Raw genomic sequence first — 15,447 nt, forward strand, 5'->3', positions numbered from 1 at the left:
CAGGAATCAGGGAGCCCCAACCATGAACCGCGTTTTTCTTTCTTTTTCTCCGCGCCTGACCGGGGCGCTGCGCCTGGCCTTGCTCTGCAGCGCCCTCAGCCTGAGCGGCCTGCCCGCCACGGCCGCAGACACCGGCGGCAGCACCAGCGCCGCAGCCGCTGCCCCCGCGCGCACCGACGACCCGCAAGCCGTCTTTCTTGAAGCACAGCAAGCGGCCCAGACCGGCCCCAAGGACATCGCCATTGCAGGCCAGGCCGTGCTGCATCTGCCGGCCAACCGCCAGTTCATTCCGCAGCCTCAAGCCGCACGCCTGCTGCGCGCCATGGGCAACCCCGGTGAACACCAGGAACTGGCAGGCCTGATCTTCCCCACCGGCAAGGACGGCGAGGCCGACTGGTTCGCCACCCTGCGCTTCGAGCCCGCCGGCTACATCAAGGACGACGACGCCAAGGACTGGAACGCCGACGAGATGCTCACGTCCTTCCGCGAAGGCACAGAAGCCGCCAATGAAGAGCGCGCCAAGATGGGCGTGCGCGCGCTGGAAATCGTCGGCTGGGCCGAGAAGCCGCTCTACACCTCGGACAGCCACCGCCTGGTCTGGGCCATGTCCTCGCGCGGCAAGGGCGCGCCGGCCGATGAGGCGCAAGGCGTCAACTACAACACCTATGCCCTGGGTCGCGAGGGCTATCTGAGCCTGAACCTGATCACCGGCCTGGCCCAACTGCCGCAATACAAGCCCGAGGCGCAGGCCTTGCTGGGCGCGCTGGAGTTCAGCGAGGGCAAGCGTTATGCCGATTTCAACAGCAGCACCGACAAGGTGGCCGAGTACGGCCTGGCCGCCCTGGTGCTGGGCGTGGGCGCCAAGAAGCTGGGCCTGCTGGCGGTGGTGTTCGCTTTCGTGGCCAAGTTCGCCAAGGTGATTTTTGTGGCCGTGGCCCTGGCTGGCGCCGGCGTGCGCAAATGGTTCCAGCGCAAGAAGCCCGAGGCGGTCGAAGCGCCGCCGCAGGCATGATCAAGCTGCTCCTGCTGGCCTTTTCCGGCCTGAAGTTCGGCAAGCTGCTGGCCAGCGGCGGCACCATGCTGCTGTCGCTGATCGTCTACGCCTTCATCTACGGCTGGCGCTATGCGGCGGGCTTCATCGCCCTGCTCTTTGTCCATGAAATGGGCCATTACCTGGCCGCACGTCAGAAAGGCTTGAACGTGGGCCTGCCCACCTTCATTCCTTTCGTCGGCGCCTGGATCGAGCTCAAGGACCTGCCGCACAACGCCGAGACCGAGGCCTATGTCGGCCTGGGCGGCCCGCTGCTGGGCACGGTGGGCGCCCTGCTCTGCTATTTCATGGCGCGCTCCTGGGGCGCGGACTGGCTGCTGGCCGTGGCCTACAGCGGCTTCTTTTTGAACCTGTTCAATCTGATCCCGCTTTCGCCCTTCGACGGCGGCCGCATCACGGCCGTGCTCTCACCCCGCATCTGGTTCCTCGGCGTGCCGGTGCTGGGCGCGCTGCTCTGGTGGCGGCCCAGCCCCATGCTGCTGCTGATCGCCCTGCTCGCTTGGCCGCAACTCTGGAAGGCCTGGAAGTACCGCAGCGACAGCGCCGAGGCACTGAGCTACTACGCCGTGCCTGCCGCCACCAAATGGGAGTACGCCAGCATCTACATCGCCCTGGCTGGCTTTCTGGCGGTGATGACGCACGATGTCCATGAGATGTTGGGCCAATCCGGGGCCCGCTAGCCAGGTCCAGCGCTGATGATGTCTTGCGCTGGGTTTGGAGGTGTTCGCGTTTGGCTTTGAATTGCAAGGTCGGCGTACGGCCCTGGCCGTACGGCGCCCTTGCCAGCATCCGGGCTCAGATGGTGTTTGCTACTGCCGGCCGGGCCGGTCATTCAGACGTCCAGATTGAGCGGCAGCAAGGTGCCCATAGCTGAATTCCAGAGCCGCAGCACCTTCGTCAAGTGGGGACTCGCCGCTGACCTTCGCGGTGCCAGTTTGGTCGCCGAAAACCGGTCGTTGGATCTGACGAGCCGCAGAAGGCAAGTTTCGGCCGTTGCGGTCATCGGTAGGGCCAGATCGGCAGCCGAAAACTGGTCGGTCGGTCCGGCGAGCAGTGGCCGGCAAGTCCTGAGTAGATTCAGAACGTTTCAGCAATATTTCAGGTCTTCTAAGGACAGGTCAGTGCGCGTGGGAGAACACTGGGGCCTCATCAAACGGGGAAGAACCATGTCGGACAGCTCAAATTCGTGGATCCAGATCGCCAGCGCTATTGACGGTGGAAACGACTATGTGCTGCAGGTGGAGGCGCCCGCCGTTGCGGGCACACCGGTGGTGCTGAGCACGCCCGGCACGAACGGCGGCTCCCGTTGCCTCTGGCAATTTACCTCTGACGGCCGCATCCTGAGTCAGTTGATGGGTCAGCTTGTGCTTGGCGCAAACTCCGATGGCACGCTGGTCGTCGTCCCCTACGACACCAGCCCGACGCCAGACCCGACGCAACTCTGGGATGCAGGCGGCACCAACACATCCAACGTCATTCAGTTGAGAAACCGCAACTTGCAGCTTTACATGGTGCCGCAGGGTGGCGAGTCAGGGCCCTTCACGCCATCGGGCGGGCTCACCGTGCTGTGCGCTCCCGGCACGGGCGTTGACGCTGGCAACATCAGTTATGGCTGGGAGCAAGTGCCGGGCACGCCGCCGACGATCCCGGCCCGCTTCTCGCAGTTTCTCGGCCACGGCATCCCCTTCGATATCTCGAAGCTGGGCTACTGCGCGAACACTGCGGTGCAATTGCAGTTCCTGCCTGAGATCCCTGATGTCACCCCGACAGCCGAGGCAATCCCGCCGGCCAATGCATCCAATCGCAAGCGATTCGAATCTGCCGAGCACACCTTCCTGGGCGGCAGCGTCTCGCTGCAGTACCCCGACGGCACGACGGTTTCCGGTGCCACCCAATGCTTCCAGACCGCCGCCGGCCGAACGCTTTCCTATGGCCAGATCACGGCCCTGGCCGGCGATTTCTACGGTGTGCCCGATCAGCCCGTCTGCATGTATGGAGCCCCCGCCTTCTTAGCCGGCTTCAGCCTGCTATGGAACGCCACAACGGAATTGGACCGCCTGCTCATTACGATGGGTCGGGAAAGCTACGCCATCTATGAGAAGTACCTGAAGGGAGGATCTACTGCCGAGGAGTACGGAGACATTGGCAGCAACCTTGAGAACGAGTACGCGAACATCACAGCGGGTCAGGAGCCACGTGTTCCCTTGTTGAGGCCATTCCATTGGCAAGACTTTCTCCATGCAGTCTTGTACGGATCGCGTTTTCTGAAGCTAGCCCAGAACAACGTTGACCACTTCGGCATCAATGCCTATCGAGCCTACTCGGTCGCGCACATGTGGGCCTGCAGGATGGCGAAGCAAGCCAATGGCGATGCCAGCCAGTTGCCCCTTGCCTACGCAATGAATGCCTTTGCCGACCACTACCTGAGTGACCTTTTCTCGGCCGGCCATCTGCGGGTGCCGCGAGTGCAACTGGGCAGCGAGAACAAGCTGCTTGCCGAGCAACTCAACCTTGCCGACCCCACCGCAGCGCAGTTCAACAGCAATGTGGGCAACCTCGTCTTCAAGACCACCGCGGTAGGTGGACTGCTAGCCAAACTGATGCATGACGAGGACAGCCATTGGGGCCTGCTGGTGCGCAATCAAAAGGGCCAGTCTTGGCGTTGCTTCGGCGATGGTCGATACCTCGACAACGTCAACAGCGTGAACCGCTCCATTGCCGCGACGGCATTGCAGGCCTCCGCCGACGAGGTCTATGCCGCCTTCAAAGGCACGCTGCCCAAGGTGCCGGCAGCACTGGCCTACACGCCGATACTGAGCGACTTTGACGACCCGGTGAACGGGCCAGCCAGCAAGCTCAACTTCCCCGGGCTGTATGTGTGGCTGGACGGCCAGTTGCAGCGCCGCACGCCCGATAACGATCTGAACAGCCGGAAGTGGATGACCAAGTGGGTCTACAGCAGTGGTTGGGGGTTCTACGGCGTGTACAAGGGCCGCACCACGCCCACCTACTACCTGCTGGGGTCGTCTGCTGCGCCGACCTTCAGCCTCATCTCAATCAATCAGAGCAGCACCATCTGGAAGCCCGGAGACAAGGTGCGCTACGCCTTCGCGTACCGCAATGGGCTGATGGAAACAGACATGAGCCCGTGGGCGGAATGGCAAACCATTCCCGACGGCATGGGCGGCGCAACAGTGTCGATGCCTGTCGCCACCGTCCCGGTATCGGGCTACCCGATCCAGTACTACGTGGTGTACCGGCAGTTCTCTTCGGCCAGGCAGCCTGGGCCAATCGAAGGGATCGCGCTGATTAAGTATGCCAAAGCAGCGCTGACCTTTAACGATACAACCCCCTAAAGCGCTTGCGCCCCTGCGCAGCTCCGGCAAGGTCCCCAACTCGAGAGGCATGAATCATGAGTTTCGACTCCAACAGCTTTACCCTGCAATTGCTCTCCGCCGACGGCACGAGCTTCCCAGCGGGCATTCCCGTCGCCTTGATTGCGGGGGACGACCGGAAGAACCCCGAGGCCCGAGGAAGCACCGATGCCAACGGCTACGTCACCTTTGCGATGGACCCGGCAACCATCACCCAACCAAGGCTCCTGTTCGATCGCAGTGCCATCCCCGCGGAACCGCCGGCACCTGACCGGGTGAAGCCGCCCGCGCCGTCGGCCGGTCAGACAGTCACGATAGCCAACCCGGCAGACGGCGGCTGGCAGTACCAGGCGGACGCGGGCACCAGCTTGCAGTACGGCATCTTCTGGAACGAGGGCAACACCGTCGCGTATGCCTTCAGCTTCGTCACCATCTCCGGCGAGTCCGCCCTGTCCGGCTGGGCCAGCACTACGCTGACGACATACGCGCTTCCCACGCTGACTGTGCCCAGGGATACGAGCGGCGTGGCGCTGGGCCGGATCGTCTACCGGCAATTCACCATCGACGGGCAGCCTCAGCCGCTGGAGACGGTGACGCAGATTGCCGACAACACGACGACGAGCATCGTGGATACCCTGCAATAGCTCGTCCACACCGCTCGTACGTCAATATCGGATCGGCAAGGACATTTTCTTTCGCTCCGACGAACTGCGAATTTCGGCTTTGGGCACATTGCCGCCACTTACAACTGAAGTCCGACCGGCTCCTTTAGGCCGCTGGACAGGGTTAGGAAACAGCGCTCGTCGCCCCCGCCCTCCAAACCCGCTGCGCAGTTCTCCTGCCACGGGCTCTCTAATCTGTTGTGTCCATACTGGGATTGGCGCTCCGCTTGAAGCGCTTCCCACATCGCCAAGTTTCAAAGCCTGCCGCCCCGTTCGATGCAAATTGCTTGATCAGCGCCGGCTTTCAATCTTGGGCCCCTGGCAAACCGAACAGCGGATCCACCACCCGCCCACCGGCTGTCACAAACCACGATCCCAGTAAGGCAGCTCCGGGTCAAAACGCGCGGCCAGGAAGTCCACAAAGCTGCGCAGCAGCAGTGGCTGGTGGCGGCGGCTGGTGTAGACCGCATGGATGCCCAGTTGCTCGGGCTCCAGGCTGGGTAGGATGCGCTGCAACTCGCCGCATGCCAGGGCCGGGCCGACCAGATAGGTGGGCAGCAAAGCCACACCAGCACCAGCCCGTACCGCGTTCAGCAGTACCGTGGTCTCGTTGGCGCGCAGCCGCGGTTCGCCCAGGCTAACGTGCCGCTCGAGCGGCCCCGCCGGTGTCTGCTCGAACAAGCTCCATTGTTCGCGGCCATAGTGGGCATGGCCAAGAAAGGCATGGCCGCTCAGGTCCGCGAGCGTCTCGGGCCGGCCGGCCCGCTGCAGATAGGCCGGCGCCGCACACAGCACCGAGCGGCAGACGCTGAGACGCCTCGCGATCAGGGCTGGGTCCAGCTGATTGCTGATGCGCAAGGCCAGGTCGATGCGCTCCTCGACCAGGTTCAGCGCATGCTCGGCCACCTGCACCTCGACCTGCGTCTGCGGATGCAGCAGCAGAAAGGCCGCCACCGCCTCGGCCAGGTGCTGCTGGGCAAAGCTGCTGCTGGCGGTGATGCGCAAACGCCCGGCCACTTCGCGCTGGCCCTGGCGCGCCGACTGTTGCGCCTCCTCGGCGAGCTCCACCATCTGGCGGCAACGCGGTAAGGCGTCCAGCCCGGCTTCGGTCAGGCTGAGCCGGCGCGTGCTGCGCTGCAGCAGGCGAGCGCCCAACCATTGCTCCAGCGCCTCCAAATGGCGCGAGGCCATGGCGCGCGACATTTCCAAGGCCTCGGCCGCCGCCGTCAAGCTGCCCCGATCCACCACCGCCACAAAGACCTGCATCGCCCGCAAGGCATCCATCGCCACTCCAATTCGATCGATTCATGCAACAAATACGGCAACGATACGCTGTTTATCAAACGAACCGGTGCAAATAGAGTTCAGTCATCGCAACAAGACGGGGCGCCAGCCCCAGACAGGAAGAATCATGAACAGCAACTCACGCCACACCCAAGCCGTGTTCCGCCTGCCTCGTTTGATGGGCGCCCTCGGACTGGCCAGCACCATGGCCTTGACAGTGATGGCCAGCTCTGGCGCCCAGGCCCAGGCCGGCAAGCCCGCGCCTGCACAGGCGCCGCTGGAGCTCAAGGTCATCAACCACGGGCCGGCCAGCTTCCATGTCAACTCGGTGCTGGTGCAGGGCGAGAAGGAAGCCGTGCTGCTGGATGCCGGATTCACCCGGGCCGACGCCTTGCGCGTGGCCGCCGCCGTGCTCGACAGCGGCAAGACCCTGAGCACCATCTACGTCTCGGCCGCCGACCCCGACTACTACTTCGGCCTTGAGGTGCTGCACGCGCAGTTCCCGTCCGCCCGCATCGTCACCACGGCGCAGAACCTGAAGAAGATCGAGGCCTCCCTGCCGACCAAACTGCAGGTCTGGGGCCCACGTCTGGGCGCCAATGCGCCGCGCACGCCGGTGCTGCCCGAAGCCTTGAGCGGCAACACCCTGCAGTTGGAAGGCCGCACGCTGGAAATCCTCGGCCTCGACGACGCCTTGGCCCACCGCAGCCATGTCTGGATTCCCTCGATCCAGGCGGTGGTCGGCGGCGTCAGCGTTTTCGGTGGCCTGCATGCCTGGACCGCCGACACCCAGACCGCCGCCGAGCGCGCCACCTGGCTGGCCAAGCTGGACGCCATCGCTGCGCTCCACCCCAAGACCGTGGTGCCTGGCCACATGCAGCCGGGCACGGCGCTCGATGGCAGCGCCCTGGCCTACACCCGCGGCTATCTGCAACGCTTTGAGGCCGAGCTGCCCAAGGCCGGCAATTCCGCCGAGCTGATCAGCGCCATGAAGGCCGCCTACCCGCAGGCCGCCCTGGGCATGGCCCTGGACATTGGCGCCAAGGTCAACAAGGGCGAGATGAAGTGGTGAGGCACTGAATTGGCCAGGCCGCCCGGCCTGGCCTCGCCCTCATTTGGGCTGCCGGCAGACCATCTCCGGCGCCTGATAGCCCCAGACGATGCGGGCTTCCCCCTGGTGCTCCCAGAAGCTCTCATTGCGCCCGACATAGCGGCTGCCGCTGGCGCTGCGCTCGGCGAACATCAGTGAGCTGCTGTCACCAAACTCGGCCACCAGGGTCGGCGGCTCGGTGGCAAAGAAGTTCACCACCACCTCCTTGGCCGCATTGCCATCGCAGGCCCAGCGGATCGGCCCCTGCGCAGGCAGCAGGCGATAGCGCGCTTGCAACTCGGCAATGCGATGGACGTAGCTGTCTTTCACGCAAGCCGGCTTGTCCTGGCTCTTCCAGCACTCGTCCCGACCCTTGACCCAGCCGCGCTGCTCGGCCTTGAGCAGAGGCGGCCGCTCCTTGGCGGCCTTTTTCAAAGCCAGGCTGTAGACCTGACTCAGCTGCTGGTCCAGTTGCGCGAGACCGGCATCGGCGCAAACCAGGGCCGCCATGCTGCCAGGCTGGACCTTGACACAGTCGAAGGCCGGCCGCGGCCCCGCCTGCACCGCGGGCGCTGCGCCACAGAAGAGCGCCAGCAGCAGGCCGACCTGGCCTCGCCGCATGCGGCTTAAGCTACGCTGAGCGAGGACCAGGGAACGCAGGGAGAAGCAGAACATGGCAGGGGCTCCGAAAGTTAGCAGCGATCACAGATTAAGCGATCTTCCCGCCCGCCCGGCGCTGGGCCGGCGCCGGCTCCTCCTGGGCCTGGCACAGGCCGGACTGCTCAGCCTGCTGCCCACCGTGGTTCACAGCGCGCGAGCGCTCTGGGTGCACAACGTCACCCGCCTGTACAGCGTGCCGGTCGCCGGGATCGAACACCCCCGCTCGGCCGCCGACATCGCGGCTGCTTTGCGCGCCTGGCCGGGGCAAGTCGCCGTGGGCGGCGGGCATTTCAGCATGGGCGGGCAGGTGGCGATTGCCGGCGGCCTGCAGCTGGATTTGCGCGGCATGAAGGCCTTGGTCTGGCTGCGCCCGGATCAGATGCGCGTGCGGGTGCAGGCCGGCATGTGCTGGCGGGATCTGCAAGACCATCTCGACCCGCTGGGCCTGGCCGTCAAGACCATGCAGAGCTATGCCAACTTCAGCATCGGCGGCTCCGTTTCGGTCAATGCCCATGGCCGCTATGTCGGCCATGGCCCGGTGGGCCGCACGGTGCTGGCGCTGCAATTGGTGCTGGCCGATGGCCGCATCGTCGAGGCCAGCCGCAGCGAGAACGCCGAGCTGTTCCGTGCGGCACTGGGCGGCTACGGGGCGCTGGCGGTGATCAGCGAGGTGGAGCTGGAGCTCGCCCGCAACTGCAAGATTCGCCGCGAAGTGAAAAGCGTGGCGCTGGCCGACTACCCGGCCTACTTCCAGCGCGAAGTGCTGGCCCGCGAAGGCTGCGTGCTGCACAACGCCGATCTGCTGCCGCCACGCTTCGATCGGCCGGTCGCGGTCAGCTGGCGGCGCTGTCCGGACGGCACTGCGCTGACCGAGACTGCCCGTCTGGTGCCACGAGGCGCCAGCTACCGGCTGGAGCAGAGCCTCATCTGGGTGATGAGCGAGCTGCCCGGTGGCGCCTTGTTGCGCAGCCAGGTCGTGCATCCCTTGCTCAGCGCCGGCGAGGCCGTGCAATGGCTGAACCATGAAGCCAGCCTCGATGTGGCCCAGCTGGAGCCGCGGCAGCGCACCCTCTCCAGCTATGTGCTGCAGGAGTACTTCATCCCGCCGCGTCACTTCCTGGGCTTTGCCCGCGCCATGGCGGCCTTGCTGCGCCAGCACCGGGTGATGGCGCTGAATGTGTCCATCCGCCACGCGCCGGCCGACACCGACAGCCTTCTGCCCTGGGCCCGGGAAGAGGTCTTCTGCTTCGTGCTGTACTACAAGCAAGGCACGGCCGAAGAAGCTAAGACCCAGGTGGCCGGCTGGACGCGCGAACTGATCACCCTGGCCCTGGAACACGAGGGGCGCTACTACCTGCCCTACCAGTTGCACGCCAGCCGCGCGCAGTTCGAGCGCGCCTACCCGGAGGTGAGCGAGCTGCGCCGGCTGAAGCAGATTCACGACCCCGCCGGCAAGCTCAGCAATGAGCTGTGGTCGCGCTATCTTTGAAACCCAGCGCCTGTCGCTGCAAGCACACTGAACTCAATGGCCGATTTGCACACAAGCGCTCTTGCCCCGTGGCTGACACCATGGCTGAGTGCATTGCTGGCCCTCGCCCTGGCCCAGAGCCTGTTCCTGGCCACGGCCTTGTTGTGGGGCCGCGCCGGAGAACGGCGGCGGGCGAATCGATGGCTGGCCGCGCTGCTGCTCCTGCTCTCGGTCTTCATCGGCCATGCCTGGCTGGACCTGGGCGGCCATCTGGCACAGGCGCCGCGCTTGCAGCGCCTGCTCGGCCCCCTGCCCTTGCTGCTCGGGCCGCTGCTGTGGCTCTATCTGCAAAGCCTCTTGCAGCAGGGCCGGCCGCTGGACCGGCCGCTGGATCGGCGGACCGCTGGCCACGCCCTGCCCTTCCTGCTGGCAACCCTGGCCTGGCTGCCGCTGTGGATCTGGCCGGATGCCCTGGCCAGCCGCTTTGGCGCGCCCAGCAGCCCCGGCCTGCTGCCCCGGCCGCTGCTGCTGTTCGCGGGGTTCAAGGCGCTGCACCTGGGCGTCTATCTCTTCCTCAGCCTGCGCCTGCTGCGCCAAGCCCGGGCCTGTGAACACGGGGCGGCCGAGGCGGGGCTGATCCGCGGCCTGAGTCACTTGAGCCACCTGCTGAGCGGCGGCCTGGCGCTGGCCGCCCTGCTCCTGGTGGCCGACAACCTGGGGCTGGCCAGCCCGCTCAGCCCGGACCTGTGCGCGGCGGCAGCCTTCACGCTGTTTGTCCATGGCCTGGCCTTCGTCGCCATGCGCCTGCCCCTGGGCTACCAGCCGCCGCTGGCGCCTCGGTCTGAAAGTACGCCACCCCGGCCCAAGACGCCGCCCCGCCTGAACCCGGACGAGCGCGAGCAATCGCTGGCCCGGCTGCAGGCCAGCATGGCGCAGGAGCAGCGCTTCCGCGACGGCGAGCTGAGCCTGGAACAGCTGGCCGCGCATCTGGCGCTGACGCCGGCCGAGCTCTCGCAGCTGATCAACCAAAGCTGCGGCTTGAACTTCCAGGAGTTCCTGAACGGCCATCGGGTTGAGGCGCTCAAGCTCAGCATGCGTGCGCCCGAGAACCGGGACAAGGCGATTCTTGACCTGGCCTTGGAGGCTGGTTTCAACAGCAAAAGCTCGCTCAACCGGGTGTTCAAAAAGCACACCGGCCTGACGCCCAGCCAGTACCGCGAAGGCGCCGAGCCGCCCTGAAACCGTGTCCCAGGTCTCGATTTGACTGGGGCGCAGGGCTCAAAACACGATTTGGGGCGCCTCAGAACGGCGCTCCGGCAAGACTGGCGGCACCAAGAACCCCGCCACCCGGGGTCCGCTTCACAGCCAGGAAGACCATGCCACCCTTTGCCCAAGCCCTTCATCTCGCCGCCCTCGTTCGTCGCCTCGGCAGACAAGTAGCGCGGCTGCTGCCGCTCCTGATCGCCGCCTTCGCCACCGGCTTTATGGGCCAAGCCGCCCACGCCGGCCCGCCAGTGCATGAAGAAAGCTTCCGCCGCATCGGCGGCATCGAGCAATGGGTGACCGTGCACGGCGAAGACCGCGAGCAGCCCCTGCTGCTTTTCCTGCACGGCGGGCCTGGCAATCCGCTCAGCCCTTTTGCCAAAGCCATGTACGGCGCCTGGAGCCGCGACTTCGTGCTGGTGCAATGGGACCAGCGCGGCGCCGGCCAGACCTTTGCCCGCCGGCCCGAGCAGGAGGCCGAGGCCTTGAGCATCGAGCGCATGGCCCAGGATGGCCTGGAGCTGGCCGCTCAGCTGAAGCAGGAGTTCGGCGGCCGGCCGCTGATCCTGATCGCCAGCTCCTGGGGCTCGGCCCTGGGCGTGCACATGGTGCAGCGCCAGCCGGAGCTGTTTGCCGCCTACCTCGGCACGGCCCAGCTGGTCAGCGGCCGCGCCAATCTGCTGGCCAGCTACCAGCAGACCGTGGCCCGCGTTGAAGCGGCAGGGGACTCGGCCACCGCTGCCGCCTTGCGCGCCCTGGGCCCGCCGCCGCACCGCGACCCGCGTGCCTTCGGCGTGCTGCGCCGCGCCATCCGCAAGCTCGAAGCGCAAGCCTGCACGCCGGCGCCCCGCCACTGGTGGCAGCCCGAGGCGCCGTACCAGGAGGCCCGTACCCAGGCCGCGCTCGAAGCGGGCGAGGACTACTCCTTTCTGCAGTTCGTCGGCCTGGCCGGCGACGGCATGCTGTCCACCTTGGACCTGCACCGCCTGGGCCGGGTCTACCGCCTGCCCCTGCACTTCATCCAGGGCGAGCAAGACCTGCTGACCACCCCAGACGTCACCGAGGCCTGGGTGAATACCTTGAGCGCGCCCGAGAAAACCCTGACCCGCGTGCCCCGTGCCGGCCACGACCCCAACCCCGAGCTGCTGCAGGCCCAGTGGCAGCGGCTGCTGCTGATCAAGGCAGGGCCGAAGCGCTAAAGCGTTGAGGTGGTGGCGGCACTGCGCCGCGCCGAAGTCCTGACCATCGAGGCGCGCGCCAAGCAGGCGGCCGCCCTGGCCGAAGCCGAAGGCCGGCGCGCCATCAACGAGGCGCTGAACACCTTGTCGGCCGCGCAGATCGACCTGCAGGTGCGCACCTTGCTGCTGCAGCAGCTGCCGCAGATCATCGAGCAGGCGGTGCGGCCGATGGAGAAGATCGATTCGATCCGCATCTTCCAGGTCAATGGCATGCCCGGTGCCGCCGGGGACTCGGGCGGCACGAGTGGTGGCGCCAACGGCGGCACGCAGGCAAACGGCACCTTCCCCGAACAGGTGATGAACTCGGCCCTGCAGTACCAGATCGCCAAGCCCATCGTCGACGCGGTGATGAAGGACGCGGGTCTGAGCAACGAGGGCATCACGGGCATGGCGCACAGCCTAGCCGGCATGCTGCAGCCACCGGCCGAGCTGCGCAGCTGATTGGACGCCGCCGCGGGAACGCTGCGGCCTACGCTCAGGCCTGCAGCTCCCGGTGCAACCAAGCCCGGGCCAGAGCCCAGTCGCGCTTGACGGTGGCGGGCGAGAGGGCCAGCAGCTCGGCGATTTCCTCGATCTCCAGCCCACCGAAGAACTTCAGTTCGACCACCTGGGCGGCGCGCGCGTCGACCTGCTCGAAAGCCAGCAAGGCTTCGTGGACGCGCAGCAGCTCCGGGCTTTCGCCCTCCGCAGCCACTTGCTGGGCCTCGGTCAGAGTCAGGGAAACCAGGGGCACATCGCGCTTGAGCGCCTGCTTGGCCACCGCATGGTTGACCAGGATGCGCCGCATCATCAGCGCGGCCATGCCCAGGAAATGGGCCCGGTTCTGCCATTGGGTGCGGGTCTGGGCGGCCAGGCGCTCCCAGGCCTCGTGGGTCAGCGCCGTGGCGCTGAGGGTGTGGCCGGCGTATTCCTTGCGCATCTGGGCTCGGGCGCCGCGCTTGAGCTCGTCGTACAGAAAGGTGAACAGCTCGTTCACGGCTGCAGCGGGCGGACCGGCCGGCTCTTGGCTGGCCAGCCAGCGGGTGATCTCCTGCGGGTCGAGCACAGGACGAGATGGGGCCGGGCTGCTCATGAAAACCATTATCAAATGAGCGGAGCGCGGTCCGCTTGCGGGTGGACCCGCAGGCCCATGAGCCTTTTCGAACGGCCAGCCTGCGTTAGCAGGCAAGACCACCCGTTGGTGGTTGCTGCGAAAGACGCCCATGAACTCTCTGTCACCCTTGTCTGCGTTGGCCAACTCATCCGGCCTGCCGCAATTGCTTTTGGCCCTGGCCCTGCTGCTGTTCAGCCTACCCAGCCCGGCGCGCGAACAGCCCGATCCGGTGGCCTTGGACGCCGCCTTCAAGCCCGCCGAGCAAGCGGCGCAGTTGCTCAGCCTCACCGAGGCCAAAGCACTGAAGGGACTCAAGCGGGTGGCGGTGTCGCAGTTCAGCGTCGAGTTCGTCACCAGCGACAGCGTCAGCGCCGAAACCTCTGGCTTTGCCGCCGCCGGGCGCGCCCGCGTCACGGCCCATCACCGCCTGATCGGCGTCGGCCAAGCTGAGTTCCAGGCCCTGGGAGATGCCATGCATGCTGAGTTCCTGCGCCAGCTGCAGGCCAGCGGTCTGGAGGTGGTGCCGAGCGAGCAAGTGCTGGCCGCGCCCAGCTACCGCAAGCTGGCGGCCACGGGCTTGGCAATGCCGGACGTCCAGGACGGCGCCATCACCGTAGCCCCCACCGGCATGACGCTCTACGGCGCCAACCGCCTGGCAGCACAGACAAGCCAGTCTGCAGGGCTGCTCAGCGGCTTGCAGGCCTTCGGCAGCGCCATGTCGGCGATCGGCAATATCAGCGAGCAGCAGGCCCTGCAGGCCGAACTCGGCGACGCCGCCTTGCTGGACGTGCATCTGCGCGTGCATTTCGTGCAATTGACCAACCAGAACAAGGGCTTCTTTGGCCGCCTGGCCAGCCAAGCCTCGGTGTCGGCCCAGACCGCGCCCAGCATTCGCAGCGCCCGCATGGGCGTGCAGGTCGGCGCCTACAGCGCCCAGTTGGCGCTCAAGCAAGCCCTGACCCTGGACACCAGCGCATTCAGCGAAGTGCGTGAGTCGGCCAGCAGCAAGGCCGAGATCGCCGGCGCGGTGCTGGCCGGCCTGATCAGCCTGGCTTCCGGCAGCAAGAACAACAGCGACAGCCAGCGCTTCGAAACCGTGGCCGAACCGAACCGCTACCGCGAGGTGCTCAGCACCGGCCTGGCCCAGACCCAGGCGATGCTGGTCGCGCGGCTGCAGGCGGAGCGCTGAGTCGCCGCATCAGCATCTCCAGTGGCCCTTGCGGAAAGCGGCGCAGCCAGGCCCAGCTGCCCACCAAGGCCAGGGCACCGAAAAGCAGCCCGGCGGCCGCCACCTCGGCCAAGCTGCGCCCGGACAGCCAGCCCATGGCCTCCAGCGTGCCCATGCCCAGCACGATGTGGGCGAGATAGACACTCAGGGTGCTGCGCCCGAGCGCACGCAGGGCGGGCCAGTTCGGTGCCCACAGAAGCGCGGCCCCGATCAAGGCCGTGGCCAGCCCGCCGGCGCTGAACATATAGAGCGGCGTCGGTGGCAAGGGCGAGCTGCCCAGCCAGGGCGCAGCGGCCGGCCAAAGCTTGGGCAGCGCCTCGCGCAAGGCCAGGCAGGTCAGGAAGACTAGCGCGCCGCCCCAGGCCAGGCGCAAGTGCCAGTGGCGTTCGCCCAGAGGCAGGCCGGCCAGCGCCATGCCCCAGAGGAAGAACGCCATCCAGGGCAGGATCGGATGAAAGCCGTTGAACAGCAGATGGCACACAAAGCCCTCGGCCTGCCAGAAGTCCACATAGCTGAGCGTGGCCCAGTCCCAACCTTGCTCGTAGTTCCAGTTCAGCAGCGCCAGCACATAGAGCCAGGGCAAGAGCAGGGCCAGTGCCATGCAGAAGCGCGCCGGCACGCCCAGAAAGAAAGCGCCGAGCGCGAAGTAGCAGGCATAGAAATGCAAGATGTCAGCCGGGAACACCGTGACATTGAGCAAGCCAAGCAGGGCCAGCCAGAACGCCCGGCGCCAGGCCTGGGCACGCGCCTGGGCTGGACTCTGGCGGACGGCGCCCAGCACCAGGCCCATGCCGGCCAGAACCACAAAGATGGCGGCGGTGCGCCCCTCCAGGGCCAGGAAGGCTCGGCCCAGAAGGCTGGACGCCGGAGCGTCCACACCCATGGCGAGGCGGAAGTTCACCAGGACCATGCCAAGCATGCTGAGCCCGCGGAGCAGGTCCAGCCCCGGCAGGCGTGACTGGCGAGCCAGGGGGGAAGCGGTCGTTGCCGTGGTCGTATCGGTCATGGGCGGTTGCTGCAGCACGGCGGGGCGCCA

At 66.5% G+C, this 15,447-nt stretch carries 14 protein-coding genes; 10 read left to right on the forward strand and 4 right to left on the reverse strand.

All coding sequences use genetic code 11. The annotated features are described in order from the left end of the window. The first annotated feature begins 22 nt into the window (after positions 1–22). The 4 genes from LNV28_RS11765 to LNV28_RS11780 all read left to right on the forward strand — a co-directional run bounded on the left by LNV28_RS11765 (position 23) and on the right by LNV28_RS11780 (position 5,069). Positions 23–1,012 (forward strand): DUF2167 domain-containing protein, encoded by a 990-nt coding sequence (locus tag LNV28_RS11765; RefSeq protein WP_263517740.1) that lies wholly within the window; start codon positions 23–25, stop codon positions 1,010–1,012. Continuing rightward, a complete protein-coding gene (locus LNV28_RS11770; RefSeq protein WP_263517741.1) occupies positions 1,009–1,731 on the forward strand; it encodes a site-2 protease family protein in 723 nt (240 codons plus the stop codon). Before LNV28_RS11765 ends, LNV28_RS11770 begins: the two co-directional genes overlap by 4 nt. A gap of 486 nt (positions 1,732–2,217) precedes the next feature. Beyond that, positions 2,218–4,407: a hypothetical protein gene (locus LNV28_RS11775; RefSeq protein WP_263517742.1), complete on the forward strand. Its 2,190-nt coding sequence runs from the start codon at positions 2,218–2,220 to the stop codon at positions 4,405–4,407. Positions 4,408–4,463: 56 nt separating this feature from the next. Next, positions 4,464–5,069, forward strand: coding sequence for a hypothetical protein (locus LNV28_RS11780; RefSeq protein ID WP_263517743.1), 606 nt, complete (start codon positions 4,464–4,466; stop codon positions 5,067–5,069). A 378-nt stretch (positions 5,070–5,447) separates the two neighbouring features. Here the strand turns inward: LNV28_RS11780 and LNV28_RS11785 are convergent, their stop codons facing one another. Continuing rightward, the gene (locus tag LNV28_RS11785; RefSeq protein ID WP_263517744.1) at positions 5,448–6,371 is read right to left on the reverse strand and encodes a LysR family transcriptional regulator; all 924 of its coding nucleotides are present in this window, start codon (positions 6,369–6,371) and stop codon (positions 5,448–5,450) included. 205 nt (positions 6,372–6,576) lie between these two features. On the opposite strand from LNV28_RS11785, the gene LNV28_RS11790 reads away from it, so the two are divergent. After that, complete coding sequence (locus tag LNV28_RS11790; protein ID WP_263518132.1) at positions 6,577–7,443, forward strand: MBL fold metallo-hydrolase; 867 nt, start codon at positions 6,577–6,579, stop codon at positions 7,441–7,443. A 39-nt stretch (positions 7,444–7,482) separates the two neighbouring features. Here LNV28_RS11790 and LNV28_RS11795 read toward each other — a convergent pair whose 3' ends face one another. Beyond that, entirely contained in the window at positions 7,483–8,136 is a 654-nt protein-coding gene (locus LNV28_RS11795; RefSeq protein ID WP_263517745.1) for an MliC family protein, read from the reverse strand. Here LNV28_RS11795 and LNV28_RS11800 point away from each other — a divergent pair. The 4 genes from LNV28_RS11800 to LNV28_RS11815 all read left to right on the forward strand — a co-directional run bounded on the left by LNV28_RS11800 (position 8,135) and on the right by LNV28_RS11815 (position 12,531). Next, positions 8,135–9,610 (forward strand): FAD-binding oxidoreductase, encoded by a 1,476-nt coding sequence (locus LNV28_RS11800; protein WP_263517746.1) that lies wholly within the window; start codon positions 8,135–8,137, stop codon positions 9,608–9,610. The genes LNV28_RS11795 and LNV28_RS11800 overlap by 2 nt on opposite strands. A 36-nt stretch (positions 9,611–9,646) precedes the next feature. Beyond that, the gene (locus tag LNV28_RS11805; RefSeq protein ID WP_263517747.1) at positions 9,647–10,828 is read left to right on the forward strand and encodes a helix-turn-helix transcriptional regulator; all 1,182 of its coding nucleotides are present in this window, start codon (positions 9,647–9,649) and stop codon (positions 10,826–10,828) included. Positions 10,829–10,965: 137 nt separating this feature from the next. Then, positions 10,966–12,051 carry an alpha/beta fold hydrolase gene (locus tag LNV28_RS11810; protein WP_263517748.1) on the forward strand — a complete coding sequence of 362 codons (1,086 nt, stop codon included), beginning with the start codon at positions 10,966–10,968 and terminating at the stop codon, positions 12,049–12,051. A 12-nt stretch (positions 12,052–12,063) separates the two neighbouring features. Further along, a complete protein-coding gene (locus LNV28_RS11815) occupies positions 12,064–12,531 on the forward strand; it encodes a flotillin domain-containing protein (protein ID WP_263517749.1) in 468 nt (155 codons plus the stop codon). 34 nt (positions 12,532–12,565) lie between these two features. On the opposite strand, the gene LNV28_RS11820 is transcribed toward LNV28_RS11815, so the two are convergent. Then, positions 12,566–13,162, reverse strand: a complete 597-nt coding sequence (locus tag LNV28_RS11820) for an ECF-type sigma factor (RefSeq protein ID WP_263517750.1) — start codon at positions 13,160–13,162, stop codon at positions 12,566–12,568. A gap of 130 nt (positions 13,163–13,292) precedes the next feature. Here LNV28_RS11820 and LNV28_RS11825 point away from each other — a divergent pair, with 130 nt between their 5' ends. After that, positions 13,293–14,372 (forward strand): hypothetical protein, encoded by a 1,080-nt coding sequence (locus tag LNV28_RS11825; RefSeq protein ID WP_263517751.1) that lies wholly within the window; start codon positions 13,293–13,295, stop codon positions 14,370–14,372. Here LNV28_RS11825 and LNV28_RS11830 read toward each other — a convergent pair. After that, positions 14,311–15,417, reverse strand: coding sequence for a DUF418 domain-containing protein (locus LNV28_RS11830; RefSeq protein ID WP_263517752.1), 1,107 nt, complete (start codon positions 15,415–15,417; stop codon positions 14,311–14,313). The two genes, LNV28_RS11825 and LNV28_RS11830, sit on opposite strands and share 62 nt — an antisense overlap. Between the last annotated feature and the right edge of the window lie 30 nt (positions 15,418–15,447).

It is taken from the genome of Paucibacter sp. DJ2R-2, assembly GCF_025717675.1.
Classification (GTDB): Bacteria; Pseudomonadota; Gammaproteobacteria; order Burkholderiales; family Burkholderiaceae_C; genus Paucibacter_A.

Excerpts from the sequence above, each read along its gene's own strand:
- LNV28_RS11820 (WP_263517750.1), bottom strand. The coding sequence starts at position 13,162 with ATGAGCAGCCCGGCCCCATCTCGTCCTGTGCTCGACCCGCAGGAGATC.
- LNV28_RS11825 (WP_263517751.1), top strand. The coding sequence starts at position 13,293 with ATGAACTCTCTGTCACCCTTGTCTGCGTTGGCCAACTCATCCGGCCTG.
- LNV28_RS11770 (WP_263517741.1), top strand. The coding sequence starts at position 1,009 with ATGATCAAGCTGCTCCTGCTGGCCTTTTCCGGCCTGAAGTTCGGCAAG.
- LNV28_RS11810 (WP_263517748.1), top strand. The coding sequence starts at position 10,966 with ATGCCACCCTTTGCCCAAGCCCTTCATCTCGCCGCCCTCGTTCGTCGC.
- LNV28_RS11775 (WP_263517742.1), top strand. The coding sequence starts at position 2,218 with ATGTCGGACAGCTCAAATTCGTGGATCCAGATCGCCAGCGCTATTGAC.
- LNV28_RS11765 (WP_263517740.1), top strand. The coding sequence starts at position 23 with ATGAACCGCGTTTTTCTTTCTTTTTCTCCGCGCCTGACCGGGGCGCTG.
- LNV28_RS11780 (WP_263517743.1), top strand. The coding sequence starts at position 4,464 with ATGAGTTTCGACTCCAACAGCTTTACCCTGCAATTGCTCTCCGCCGAC.
- LNV28_RS11785 (WP_263517744.1), bottom strand. The coding sequence starts at position 6,371 with ATGGATGCCTTGCGGGCGATGCAGGTCTTTGTGGCGGTGGTGGATCGG.
- LNV28_RS11795 (WP_263517745.1), bottom strand. The coding sequence starts at position 8,136 with ATGTTCTGCTTCTCCCTGCGTTCCCTGGTCCTCGCTCAGCGTAGCTTA.
- LNV28_RS11790 (WP_263518132.1), top strand. The coding sequence starts at position 6,577 with ATGGCCTTGACAGTGATGGCCAGCTCTGGCGCCCAGGCCCAGGCCGGC.
- LNV28_RS11805 (WP_263517747.1), top strand. The coding sequence starts at position 9,647 with ATGGCCGATTTGCACACAAGCGCTCTTGCCCCGTGGCTGACACCATGG.
- LNV28_RS11800 (WP_263517746.1), top strand. The coding sequence starts at position 8,135 with ATGGCAGGGGCTCCGAAAGTTAGCAGCGATCACAGATTAAGCGATCTT.
- LNV28_RS11830 (WP_263517752.1), bottom strand. The coding sequence starts at position 15,417 with ATGACCGATACGACCACGGCAACGACCGCTTCCCCCCTGGCTCGCCAG.